Annotated in this window: 14 protein-coding genes; 7 read left to right on the top strand and 7 right to left on the bottom strand. The window is 34.6% G+C overall.

Features of this window, described 5'->3' with window-relative positions; genetic code table 11:
• Positions 1–2: 2 nt before the first annotated feature.
• Positions 3–476 carry a CYTH domain-containing protein gene (locus Q0783_RS05410; RefSeq protein ID WP_298893830.1) on the bottom strand — a complete coding sequence of 158 codons (474 nt, stop codon included), beginning with the start codon at positions 474–476 and terminating at the stop codon, positions 3–5.
• Between the two features lie 32 nt (positions 477–508).
• Between Q0783_RS05410 and dinB the strand changes: the two genes are divergently transcribed.
• Both dinB and Q0783_RS05400 read left to right on the top strand, forming a co-directional pair.
• Positions 509–1618, top strand: coding sequence for a DNA polymerase IV (dinB, locus tag Q0783_RS05405; protein ID WP_298893829.1), 1110 nt, complete (start codon positions 509–511; stop codon positions 1616–1618).
• Between the two features lie 81 nt (positions 1619–1699).
• The gene (locus Q0783_RS05400) at positions 1700–2698 is read left to right on the top strand and encodes a hypothetical protein (protein WP_298893828.1); all 999 of its coding nucleotides are present in this window, start codon (positions 1700–1702) and stop codon (positions 2696–2698) included.
• 5 nt (positions 2699–2703) lie between these two features.
• Here the strand turns inward: Q0783_RS05400 and Q0783_RS05395 are convergent, their stop codons facing one another.
• From Q0783_RS05395 to Q0783_RS05370, 6 genes are all read right to left on the bottom strand, one after another.
• Positions 2704–2943 carry a hypothetical protein gene (locus Q0783_RS05395; protein WP_298893827.1) on the bottom strand — a complete coding sequence of 80 codons (240 nt, stop codon included), beginning with the start codon at positions 2941–2943 and terminating at the stop codon, positions 2704–2706.
• A 148-nt stretch (positions 2944–3091) separates the two neighbouring features.
• Positions 3092–4534 carry a pyruvate kinase gene (pyk, locus tag Q0783_RS05390; RefSeq protein ID WP_298893826.1) on the bottom strand — a complete coding sequence of 481 codons (1443 nt, stop codon included), beginning with the start codon at positions 4532–4534 and terminating at the stop codon, positions 3092–3094.
• Positions 4534–5016, bottom strand: a complete 483-nt coding sequence (locus tag Q0783_RS05385; protein ID WP_230934742.1) for an IPExxxVDY family protein — start codon at positions 5014–5016, stop codon at positions 4534–4536. The genes pyk and Q0783_RS05385 overlap by 1 nt, the downstream gene beginning before the upstream one ends.
• A gap of 134 nt (positions 5017–5150) precedes the next feature.
• Entirely contained in the window at positions 5151–5894 is a 744-nt protein-coding gene (rnc, locus tag Q0783_RS05380; RefSeq protein ID WP_230934741.1) for a ribonuclease III, read from the bottom strand.
• 7 nt (positions 5895–5901) lie between these two features.
• Complete coding sequence (gene fabF, locus Q0783_RS05375) at positions 5902–7152, bottom strand: beta-ketoacyl-ACP synthase II (RefSeq protein ID WP_298893825.1); 1251 nt, start codon at positions 7150–7152, stop codon at positions 5902–5904.
• A 13-nt stretch (positions 7153–7165) separates the two neighbouring features.
• On the bottom strand, positions 7166–7399 hold the full coding sequence (locus tag Q0783_RS05370; protein WP_013750595.1) for an acyl carrier protein: 234 nt from the start codon (positions 7397–7399) through the stop codon (positions 7166–7168).
• Between the two features lie 185 nt (positions 7400–7584).
• Between Q0783_RS05370 and purN the strand changes: the two genes are divergently transcribed.
• The 5 genes from purN to Q0783_RS05345 all read left to right on the top strand — a co-directional run bounded on the left by purN (position 7585) and on the right by Q0783_RS05345 (position 12437).
• Positions 7585–8151, top strand: a complete 567-nt coding sequence (gene purN, locus Q0783_RS05365) for a phosphoribosylglycinamide formyltransferase (protein ID WP_298893824.1) — start codon at positions 7585–7587, stop codon at positions 8149–8151.
• A complete protein-coding gene (locus tag Q0783_RS05360; RefSeq protein ID WP_298893823.1) occupies positions 8144–8785 on the top strand; it encodes a ribonuclease H family protein in 642 nt (213 codons plus the stop codon). The genes purN and Q0783_RS05360 overlap by 8 nt, the downstream gene beginning before the upstream one ends.
• A 68-nt stretch (positions 8786–8853) precedes the next feature.
• Positions 8854–9450: an START domain-containing protein gene (locus Q0783_RS05355; RefSeq protein ID WP_298893822.1), complete on the top strand. Its 597-nt coding sequence runs from the start codon at positions 8854–8856 to the stop codon at positions 9448–9450.
• Positions 9451–9522: 72 nt separating this feature from the next.
• Positions 9523–10449 (top strand): PfkB family carbohydrate kinase, encoded by a 927-nt coding sequence (locus tag Q0783_RS05350; protein ID WP_298755867.1) that lies wholly within the window; start codon positions 9523–9525, stop codon positions 10447–10449.
• 89 nt (positions 10450–10538) lie between these two features.
• A complete protein-coding gene (locus Q0783_RS05345) occupies positions 10539–12437 on the top strand; it encodes an amidophosphoribosyltransferase (RefSeq protein ID WP_298893820.1) in 1899 nt (632 codons plus the stop codon).
• Positions 12438–12863 lie beyond the last annotated feature (426 nt).

The raw sequence follows: 12863 nt of genomic DNA, 5'->3' as shown, positions 1-12863 counted from the left end.
ATTTATAATGTCCAATTCTTAAATGGATCCTTACTTAATTGCGAGTTGTAATAGCGAATATCTCCTGTCACCTCTTGTCCTAACCATGCTGGTTTTTCAAAAGCTTCATCCTCGTGACTCAATTCTACCTCAGCAATAATAAGACCTTCATTGTCTTTATAGAATTCGTCAATTTCATAGGTATGTTGTCCAACATCTACCTCATATCTCAACTTATCAATAACATCTTTTTCGCATAACTCTAAAAGTGCTTTCGCATCGGTTTTCGAAATTTCCTTTTCCCATTCAAAACGGGATAATCCGTCATTAGTAGATTTTCCCTTAACGGTTAAAATCCCTTTATCACCTTCTAGCCGCACTCTAACTGTTCGCTCAGGATCTGTGTTTAAAAAGCCCTGAACAATCCGAATTTGTTTATGTGCTTCGTCTTTAAAAGCTTTAGAAGTCACTAAAAATTTACGTTCTATTTCTATCATGAAAAAAGACATTTAATGTCTAAATTTACATGATGTCAAACGATTTACCAATACGAAAGATCATTCATGTCGATATGGACGCCTTTTATGCCTCTGTAGCGCAAATGGATAATCCAAAACTTAAAGGTAAACCTATTGCTGTAGGTGGTGGTGGCACGCGTGGTGTTATAAGCGCTGCAAGTTATGAAGCACGTCAATTTGGCGTGAAAAGCGCCATGTCTGGTCGACTAGCAATTAAGTTATGCCCTGAACTGATATTTGTACGAACCGATTTTGCGCGTTACACCGAAATCTCTAAAAAAGTACGTCATATCTTTTATGATTACACCGATCTCGTTGAACCCTTATCGCTCGACGAAGCCTATCTTGATGTCACTGAAAATAAAAAAGGGAATCCAAGTGCTTCCTTAATTGCTCAAGAGATTAGAGCACGTATTTTTAATGAAGTAGGATTAACAGCATCTGCAGGTATATCCATCAACAAGTTTATTGCTAAAGTAGCCAGCGATTATAACAAACCTAACGGACAAAAAACTGTAAACCCAGAAGAGGTGCTTCAATTTTTGGAAGACTTAGATATTAGAAAGTTTTATGGTGTTGGAAAAGTTACTGCCGAAAAAATGTACCAGAAAGGGATTTTTACTGGCAAGGATTTAAAAGCGAAATCACTGGAATATCTCGATGAGAACTTCGGAAAATCGGGACGCTATTATTACTACATTGTTCGTGGTATCCAAAACAGTGAGGTAAAACCAAACCGCATTCGAAAATCGCTCGCTGCCGAACGTACCTTTAGCGAGAATTTATCTTCGGAAATCTTTATGCTCGAAAAACTAGATCATATTGCTGAAGAGGTCGCTAAACGTCTTGCCAAAAGTAATGTTGCTGGAAAGACAGTCACTTTAAAAATAAAGTATAGTGATTTTACATTGCAAACTCGAAGTAAAACCTTGCCTTATTTTATTAGCGATAAAAGTATCATTCTAGAAACTGCTAAAGATTTATTATATCAAGATAAATTAAATAACTCGGTGCGATTATTAGGGATTTCATTATCTAATTTAAATACCGAAACTTCAAAAGCCAAAACACCTAAAGTCAAAGAAAAACCAGTTAGTGTACAATTGAAATTTGATTTTTAACAAGTCTCAAATGCTAAATACTGTTAATCTTTTACGCATTAAATCAGATAGTTTCTAAATTGTAGTATAAAACCAATCCTTATGAAATCAATAAGCCTATTAGTACTGTGCGTATTACTATTTAATTGTAATGAAAGACAGTCTTCCGAAACGAATGAAGTAGACCTAGAGAAACCACCACAAATCACATACAAAGAAGGTGCTGTAACTCCCTTTGCTCCAAGCATATTTTCTCAGTTTATTAATGTTAGAGATTTCACAATAGATCCTGAAGAAAATGAAGCTTATTTTACCTTATTAAGTCCAGCCAGAGAACTGTCTGTTGTCATGCATATACAAAAGGAAAATGACACATGGAGTGACCCAAAAATTGCTAGTTTCTCTGGTCAGTATACAGACTTAGAACCTTTTCTGTCTCCTGATGGTTTAAAACTTTACTTTGCGTCTAACAGACCTGTTTCAAAAGATAGCACTAACGTTAAGGATTTTGACATCTGGTATGTGCAGCGAGATCAATTGGATCTGGAATGGTCGCAGCCCATCAATCTTGGTGCTCCAGTAAACTCTGCGTTGGATGAATTTTACCCATCGGTAACCTCATCAAACAACATTTATTTTACAACGGTTAAAAAGGAGTTAGAATCTCAGGACGATATTTTTATGTGCGAATGGAAAAATGGAGCCTATTCTGAACCCGTTGTGTTAGGCGAAGGTGTAAATACTAAAGGTGCCGAATACAATGCTTTTGTAGCACCTGACGAATCATATATCCTATTTGGTGGTTGGCGCAGACCAGATGGCCTTGGAAGTGGCGATATCTATATGAGCAAACGCGAAAATGGCGTATGGCAAACAGCGACTAACTTAGGAGAAACCATTAACTCTAAAGACATGGAGTATTGCCCGTTTGTGAATACCAAAACAAGAACATTGTATTTGACTAGTCGTAGAAACAATGTCGAAAAAAAGGAATCTGGATATACTGATACAGAAGAACTCCTAAACCAGATTAATAGATATGATAATGGTGCAAGCCGGATTTATAAAGTTGATTTTAAAACTATAATTGAAAATAAATAAAAGCATTACGACTTAGATGTATCATCTATATGTCGATCTGTATATTTTGAAGGTGATTCTTGTATGTTTCGAACGCTTTGAACAATATATGACTCTCCATGATTTATAAACTTTTGAATTTCGTCAGGGTTAAGTGCTATTTTAATTTCATAAATACCAATGCTTCCACAAACTACTGTTAATATATACGATTCAGATTTAGTTTTTTCTAATGTATAGGACCAATCTTCTTTTAAAATAATCATTGGTGTAATAAAGTTTCTGCGTTAGCGATTGAACAACATGTTTGAGTTCCTCAAAGAGAGCGAGTAGTGAAATGTTCATATTCATGAGTTCCATAATATAAAATAGAAACCAACGAATAAAGTGCGACCCTCGGGTAACGTCCAAATCTTAAAAACTACAACTTGTGATTTCGGTTACTCTTAAGGTGTTTACCATTCCTTTCTCTTGAATTGGCATTGCCGCCAAACTAATAAGCATGTCTCCTACATCGAGATAACCTTTTTTACAGGCTATGGCATTTACATCTTCAATAGTTTCGTCGGTACTCACAAACTTATCGTAGTAAAATGCTTCAACTCCCCAAAGTAAACTGAGTTGTGTTAAAATACGCTTGTTAGATGTAAACACTAAAATATGTGCACTTGGTCGCCAAGCCGAAATTTGAAACGCTGTATACCCACTATTAGTTAATGTTGAGATGGCTTTGGCGCTGATCTCATTGGCCATATTGGCCGCATGGAAACAAATAGATTTTGTAATATAACGCTTGGTTTTAATATGTGGTGGCGATTGTGGTACCTGAATTAAATCGGAGTCTTCTACACTCCTAATAATACCAGCCATTTGCTTGATAACTTGTATTGGATAATTCCCTACAGACGTTTCTCCTGAGAGCATTACAGCATCTGCACCATCCATCACAGAATTGGCCACATCATTAACTTCGGCACGTGTAGGTGTTAAACTTGTAATCATGGTTTCCATCATTTGAGTCGCAATAATTACTGGAATTCTAGCGCGTTTTGCTCGTAACACTAATTTTTTCTGAATGAGTGGCACTTCTTCAGCAGGAATTTCAACACCTAAATCTCCGCGGGCTACCATCAATCCATCACAATAGGCTACAATTTTATCAATGTTGTCTACTGCTTCGGGTTTTTCAATTTTGGCGATGATTGGAATTTTATGATCACTATGTTTTTTGATTAATTCTTCTAACTGCATGAGGTCTTCTGCATGTCGCACAAAGGATAATGCCATCCAATCCACTTTTAATCCGCAAGCAAATACGGCATCTTTCACATCCTTTTCGGTTAGAGCTGGTTGTGAAATATTGGTGTTAGGAAGGTTGACTCCTTTTTTAGAGCGAAGTGGTCCACCTTGAATAACTTTTGCTTTGACTTCAGATTTCTTATCTGTAGATACGACCTCAAAAATTAGTTTTCCATCATCTAAAAGAATACGTTCTCCTGGTTTAGCATCTTGAGGGAACTTGTCATAGGTCATATAAACACGTTCTTTGGTTCCTTCAAAACGTTCACCCGTTGCAAAAACAATCTCATCGCCTTCATTAACAATAACCTCACCTTTCATTACACCAACTCGCAATTTAGGCCCTTGAAGATCTGCTAAAATAGCAGCATTGTAACCAAATTCTTTATTGAGGTCTCTTATCATTTTTACACGCTCTTCTACATCTTTGTAATCGGCGTGAGAAAAATTAATTCTAAATACATTTGCGCCTTCTTCAAGCATTCCTTTTAGAACATCTTTACTACTTGTCGCTGGACCTAATGTAGCTACTATTTTGGTTTTTTTAGTTCTTAACATTAATCAAAAATTAAGTGGTCTTTAGATTTTATTTGGTCGACATCTACACTATAAGTGGTAATCACTTGTGGTATCGTTTGAATTGTATTTAGAATATGCTTCTCATTAAAATTTCTGTGTTCATTAGATACTTTAATAAGATAGTCTACTGATTTCAATTCTGGTAACAGGTTAAAGGTTCTAGTGACTGTTGTTGGACTTTCAAACAACGAACCTGAGCTTTGGAGCGCCGCTTCTTCTTTTTTACAAATATTAGATACAAGGTTCCAAACGGTATCAAACCTTTTGTTTTCCCACTCGTAAATAGAAAAAGAAGCTGCAAAATAATTGTAGTCTAAATCTTGTGGTTTTCGCTCTAAATTAAGTCCCAAATGTTTATTGAGGAGATAAGCTAATCTATAATCTTCTAATCTACAATGAATAGCTAGAAGCGAAAAAGAAGCATCATAAAAATCGTCAACTAATAATTTGTGTAATGCCATAATTTATCAACTACAAGTTGTAAATATAACACATAAAAGCTATACAATTGTGAAGTTTTGGTTAATCTTATGTCAAGTATAGCAGCGAAAACGTTATAGTTGCGAGGTTTTAAAATCGAAATCTAAAATCAAATCTAAAAGGCTTTGCTTATTTCTTTTTGAAAAGCAAAAAAGGCGCGTTTTGACGCTTTTTCTTCAGCTTTCTTTTTTGAAGTTGCTCTGGCTTTTGATATAACTTTTTCGTCTATCGATAACTTTACAGAGAAATGTTTTAAGTCATCATTACCTGTATCTTCATAGACATTATAATCAAAGGTTTTCTTTTCTTTCTGGCACCATTCAATCAATAAACTCTTATAACTAATCACTCGACCTTCTAATGTTTCAATATCAACATGAGGCTTGATCACACGTTTATGAATGAATTTTTCACAATATTTATACCCTTTGTCAAGGTAAATAGCGCCTACTATAGCTTCGAAGAGGTTACCATGAATATTGTTTCCAAAGTTTGATTTAGGGATTTTACTTTCCACCAAATCAATTAAGTTGAGCTCTTTTCCCAATTCATTGAGGTGTTCTCTACTTACAATCTTAGAACGCATTTTAGTGAGGTATCCTTCATCTCCATGAGGCACTTCCTCAAATAAATAAGATGCAATAACAGCGCCTAGCATTGCATCTCCAACAAATTCCAGTCGTTCGTAATTAATAGCATTGCCGTCTTTGTCCTTTATATTCATAGAACGATGCGTAAATGCTTTGATGTATAACGATTTTTTCTTGACCTTATAACCAACAATATCGTTGAGTTGTAAAAAAAAATTCCCGTCCTTATGGAAACGGGAATTTTTTAGTATGTTACGAATGAAGCTCATTCGGGATTTAGTCTATTTTTTTGAATAATACGCAAGCGTTATGACCGCCAAATCCAAAGGTATTACTCATTGCAACTTTAATATCTCTTTTCTGAGCTTTATTGAGTGTTAAATTTAATTCTGGATCTATGTTTTCGTCAACCGTTTCATGATTGATCGTAGGAGGTATTATACCATGCTCGATAGCCATTATTGAAGCAATAGCTTCAATGGCACCTGCAGCACCCAACAAATGTCCTGTCATAGATTTAGTAGAATTAATATTAATGCTTTTAGCGTGACTGCCAAATACTTCAGATATAGCTTTCAATTCGGCAACATCTCCTAAAGGTGTTGATGTTCCGTGTGTATTAATATGATCTACATCTTCGGGATTTAAACCAGCATTCTGTAAACAATTCCTCATTACTGCAACAACACCTATACCATCCGGATGTGGTGCTGTCATGTGGTAAGCATCAGAAGATAATCCTCCACCTACTACTTCAGCATAGATTTTAGCACCTCTAGCTTTTGCATGTTCATACTCTTCTAAAACAATAGCTCCTGCTCCTTCTCCTAACACAAAACCATCACGGTTAGCGTCAAAAGGTCTAGAAGCTGATTCTGGATTGTCATTACGAGTAGACATAGCGTGCATAGCATTAAAACCTCCCATACCAGCAATGGTTACTGCAGCTTCACTTCCTCCTGTAATTACAACATCACAATGACCTAAACGAATATTGTTTAAAGCATCGATCATTGAATTGGCAGAAGACGCACAAGCAGAAACCGTGGTATAATTAGGACCCATAAAACCATATTTTATAGATATGTTTCCTGGCGCTATATCGGCAATCATTTTTGGAATAAAGAATGGGTTAAAACGTGGAGTACCATCTCCAGCAGCATAGTTTAACACTTCTTCTTGAAATGTTTCTAAACCACCGATACCAGCTCCCCAAATAACACCTACTCTTAACTTGTTTACAGCGTCTAGATCAAGTTTTGAGTCTGCAATTGCTTCATCTGAAGCGACCATTGCATACTGCGAAAACTTATCCATTCGCTTTGCTAATTTTCTATCAATAAAGTCAGTAACTTCAAAGTTTTTTACTTCACAAGCGAATTGCGTTTTGAACTTTTCAGCATCAAAATGCGTTATTGGTGCAGCACCACTTTTTCCACTAACTAGCGCATCCCAATATTCATCTTTGGTATTGCCAATTGGTGTAAGTGCTCCTAAACCGGTAACTACTACTCGCTTTAATTCCATAAAAATAAAGTTCTTATTTTGCTTCTTCTATATAAGATACAGCTTGACCAACTGTTGCGATATTTTCAGCTTGATCGTCTGGGATTTGAATATCGAATTCTTTTTCGAATTCCATGATTAACTCAACAGTGTCTAATGAATCTGCTCCTAAATCGTTAGTGAAGCTTGCTTCAGTTACAACTTCGTTTTCATCAACTCCTAATTTGTCTACGATAATCGCTTTTACTCTTGATGCAATGTCTGACATAATTTTTTAATTTTAAGTTTTAATTAGGTCGCAAAAATAAAAAAACTTTATTTCAATACACACCTTTACATTAAAAATGTGTTTGTAATTTACTAAAATTACTTTGAAGAATTTATCTTTTACGGTCTAATTGTTAATTATTATTCTTTTTTTTGTTTTGAATAACACTAACTGTTTGTCTGTAAATGAAACGTATTGTAATCTTTGCGTCCGGAAGTGGCACTAATGCTGAAAATTTAATTAAGTTTTTTCACAACAGAGAAAATGCTTCTGTCATTCAGGTACTCACTAACAATCCTCATGCCAAAGTTCTGGATCGCGCTAAAAAATTGAAAATTAGTGCTTTATCATTCAATAAGACGGCTTTCACTGGAACTAATGATGTGCTTCATATTTTGAAATCGGCACAACCAGACTTAATTATTTTAGCTGGTTTTCTATGGAAATTTCCTGAGCATATCCTTAAGGAATTTCCTAATAAAGTTATTAATATTCATCCTGCTTTACTGCCAAAATATGGTGGAAAAGGCATGTATGGAATGCACGTTCATGAAGCTATAATTGCTAATAAAGAAAAAGAAACTGGCATCACCATTCATTACGTTAATGAGCATTATGATGAAGGCGCAATCATTTTTCAAGCGAAATGTGACGTCGAGGCTTCCGATTCGGCTCAAGATGTTGCACATAAAATCCATGAATTGGAGATGGAACACTTTCCGAAGGTGGTAGAAAAACTTCTTAATGAGTAAAAAGAAAAAAAAATATTACACCGTTTGGAAAGGACATCATACAGGTGTTTTTGAATCTTGGGATGATTGTAAAGCACAAATTAAGGATTTTCAAGGCGCGCAATACAAATCCTTTGCAACGTTTGATGCTGCAAAAAAAGCATTAAAAGGCAACTATAAAGATTACATTGGCAAAAGTAAAAAGTTTACTAGTGAACTTTCTGATGCACAACTCAAAAAAATTGGTCAACCTAATTATAAATCCATATCAGTTGATGCCGCCTCATCTGGTAATCCTGGAAAAATGGAATATCGAGGTGTAGATACTAAAAGCAAAAAACAATTATTTATACAAGGCCCTTTTGAAGAAGGAACTAATAATATTGGTGAGTTTTTGGCTATTGTTCACGGACTAGCATTATTGAAAAAGAAAAATAGTGACCTAATTATATATACAGACTCAAAAACAGCAATGAGCTGGGTGAGAAAAAAAACATGCAACACTAAATTAAAGCGAAATAAAAAAAACGAAGCTTTATTTGAATTAGTAGATCGCGCTGTGAATTGGTTAAAAAACAATACTTACACTACTACCATTGTAAAATGGGAAACCAAAGCTTGGGGAGAAATTCCTGCAGATTTTGGTAGAAAATAATCTTAAATTTTTATTGCTTTTGTAATGCATTACACAATTTACCTACTAAGGTTTAAATTAATAGTGTTATGCAAAAGAATATAATCATACTACTTTTCTGTTTACCTATTTTAGGCTTTTCTCAAAATGAATGGCATCTCAAAAAAGAAGATAATAACATTAAAATATATACACGAGATGCTTCCAATTCTGATTTAAAAGAGTTTAAAGCAGTTACAACTATAAACACAGCTTCAAAACATATTTTGGAAGAATTGCTAACAGCTCCAGAATACTATGAGAACTGTAAGCCTAACACAAGTTATTATGTAAAGGAACTGGATAAAAATCAACATGTATTCTACGCGCACAAAGATTTACCATGGCCAATTAAAGATAGAGATATAGTCACTTTACTTACAGTTAAGATAATAGATTCAACCACAATCAAATTAACATTAGAAAGTCTTCCTGACGAACTTCCAAAAAAAGACAAGACCATACGTGTAAAAAAGTTAATGGGTCATTGGTTATTAGAAGAGATCGATGGAAAAACCAGAGTCACTCAACAACTTTTTTTAAACCCTGAAGGAAGCTTACCTCCTTTTGTAGTAAATAGCTTGCTCATTAAAGGGCCTTACAAAACCTTTAAAGATCTTCATAAAACAGTCGCTCAAAGTAAATAGATGCATTCCTCATAAAAAAAATTGAGTTTGAAATTAATCGCTGTATATTTGCAGCAAATTTTAAAACGCTTTATGAGCAAATTAGTTATAGTTGGTACAGTAGCTTTTGATGCTATTGAAACACCTTTCGGTAAAACAGATAAAATTCTTGGTGGTGCTGCAACCTTTATTGGCTTAGCTGCATCTCATTTTAATGTCGATTCTGCAGCAGTATCTGTTGTTGGTGGTGACTTTCCACAGAAATATTTAGACCTCTTATCAAATAGAAATATTAATATAGACGGTGTCGAGATTGTAAAAGAAGGAAAGACATTCTTCTGGAGTGGGAGATATCACAATGATATGAATTCTCGTGATACTCTAGCCACAGAGCTTAATGTATTAGCAGATTTTAACCCTGTTGTACCTGAAGCTTATAAAAATGCTGAAGTTGTCATGTTAGGAAACTTACATCCAATTGTACAAATGGGTGTTTTAAATCAAATGACAACCAAACCAAAATTAGCCATTTTAGATACAATGAATTTTTGGATGGATTGTGCTCTTGACGATTTGCATAATGTGATGAAAAAAATTGATGTTATTACTATTAATGATGAGGAAGCTAGACAATTAACAGGGGAATATTCTTTAGTTGTAGCTGCACGTAAAATTCATGAGATGGGACCAAAATATGTAGTCATCAAAAAAGGAGAACACGGTGCTTTATTGTTTCATGATGATCATATGTTCTATGCACCAGCCTTACCTTTAGAAGAAGTATTTGACCCTACAGGAGCAGGTGATACATTTGCAGGTGGTTTCGCTGGTTATCTAGCTAAAACAGAAGATTACTCGTTCGAGAACATGAAAAACGCTGTGATCTATGGGTCTACATTAGCCTCGTTCTGTGTTGAAAAATTTGGAACCGAACGTATGGTTGATTTAGAAAATAGTGAAGTGCATAAACGCATGCAGCAGTTTAAACAACTCACGCAATTTAATATTGAATTATCATAAACCAACGCGCTCAAAATTGAGCGCGTTTTTTATTTAAAACTAAATCCAAAATTTATAATTTTGGTGTACTCAAAAACAACAACACAACAATGAGCGATGCTTTAAAACATGAATGCGGAATTGCACTCATTAGACTTAAAAAACCATTAGAGTATTACAAAGAAAAATATGGAAGTGCATTTTATGGTGTAAACAAAATGTACCTCATGATGGAAAAGCAGCATAATCGTGGACAAGATGGTGCAGGCTTTGCAAGTATTAAATTAGATACTCAACCTGGAGAACGATATATAAGCCGCGTACGTTCTATTGCTCAACAGCCCATACAAGATATTTTTGCTCAAATTAACGAACGCATCAACGAAGAATTAACTGAACATCCAGAATATCAAAATGATGTTGCACTTCAAAAAAAACATATTCCTTATGTTGGTGAATTACTTTTAGGTCATGTACGTTACGGTACTTTTGGTAAAAATAGTGTGGAGAGCGTCCATCCTTTTTTAAGACAGAATAACTGGATGCATAGAAACCTTATCGTAGCAGGTAACTTTAATATGACAAATGTTAATCAGTTATTTGACGGATTGGTAAAACTTGGTCAACACCCAAAAGAGAAAGCAGATACGATTACCATTATGGAAAAAATCGGTCATTTCTTGGATGATGCCGTTGCAAAAATTTATAAGAAACTTAAAAAGGAAGGCTATAATAAAAATGAATGTTCTCCTTTGATCGCCGAGCGTCTGAACGTTGCGAAAATTTTAAAGAAAGCATCTAAAAACTGGGATGGTGGTTATGCCATGGCCGGACTATTAGGTCATGGTGATTCATTTGTATTAAGAGATCCAGCTGGTATTCGTCCTACTTATTATTATCAAGATGATGAGATTGTCGTTGTCGCTTCTGAACGTCCTGTAATTCAAACCGTTTTTAATATTGATTTCGACGATGTTAAAGAATTAGCGCCAGGTCATGCCATTATCACCAAAAAATCTGGAGATGTTTTTATTGAGCAAATCATAGAACCACTAGAACGTAAAGCGTGTTCATTTGAGCGTATTTATTTTTCTCGAGGAAGTGATGCCGAAATTTATCAAGAACGTAAAAATCTAGGAAAGCTATTAATGCCAAAAGTTCTTGAAGCTATTGAAAACGATACTAAAAATTCTGTATTCTCTTATATCCCAAATACTGCAGAAACATCTTTCTTCGGAATGATAGAAACTGTTGAAGAATACCTTAACGAACGAAAAACTAAAGCCATATTAGATGGTAATGGTAAACTTTCAGCAGAAAGTGTTATCGATATTCTTTCTGAAAGACCTCGAATTGAAAAAATTGCTATTAAAGATGTAAAGCTTAGAACCTTTATTACTGAAGACAGTAGTCGTGATGATTTGGTAGCCCATGTCTATGACGTGACTTATGGTGTGATTCAACCCACAGATAATTTAGTTATTATCGACGACAGTATTGTTAGAGGTACAACGCTTAAAAAGAGTATTATCAAAATGATGGACCGATTAAGCCCAAAGCAAATTATTGTTGTTTCATCTGCGCCACAAATTAGATACCCAGATTGTTATGGTATTGATATGGCCAACCTTGAGAGCCTTATTGCCTTTAGAGCAATGTTAGAATTATTAAAAGAGGCAAATAAATATCATATGGTCGAAGAGGTTTATCATAAATGTAAAGCTCAACTTGAATTAAAAGATACAGAAGTTAAAAATTTCGTTAAGGACTTATATAATGAGTTTACTGCTGATGAGATTTCAGATAAAATTGCTGAGCTTATTTCTGATGATACTGTAAAAGCTAAAGTAAAAACCATTTTCCAACCTATAGAGAATTTACATAAGGCTTGTCCGAAAAATTTAGGCGATTGGTACTTTACAGGTAACTATCCAACAGCTGGAGGTAATCGTGTGGTTAACAGAGCTTTTGTGAATTTTTATGAAGGAAATAAAGAAAGAGCTTACTAGATAAACAGTTAGTTTTTTTTGCACTTTATCCTAAAAAAAGTGCTTTTTACCAGAAAAAAATGCATTTCGTCTAATATTTAATCATCCTTACCCAATAAACACATACATTGGTATCACCATAACATAAGTAGGTTAAGTTCATGGTAGATTTGGGGCAAAAAAAGGTGAACTTCTGTTCACCTTTTTTTATTAATATAACTTATAGACCTTCAATAAGTTAAGTCTTAAAAACACATTTCTTTCAAGTTTTTATTAAACCGTTGTTAATCAATTTGTTCGTTTCATCACTTAAAGTTCAACTTTATTCAAGGTTCTAAAACCATCAGAAACAGTGATTTTTCCGTTTAAGCCAATTTATTCGTCGTTGGTCTAAAAAATTAAAATATTAAATAAAAGTGCTGTTATATTTGTTTCACCATAACATAA

The sequence above is a fragment of the uncultured Psychroserpens sp. genome (assembly GCF_947500255.1).
Lineage (GTDB): Bacteria > Bacteroidota > Bacteroidia > Flavobacteriales > Flavobacteriaceae > Psychroserpens.
Note: the sequence above shows the minus strand (reverse complement) of the source record. Positions and strands in the feature narration are given on the sequence as shown.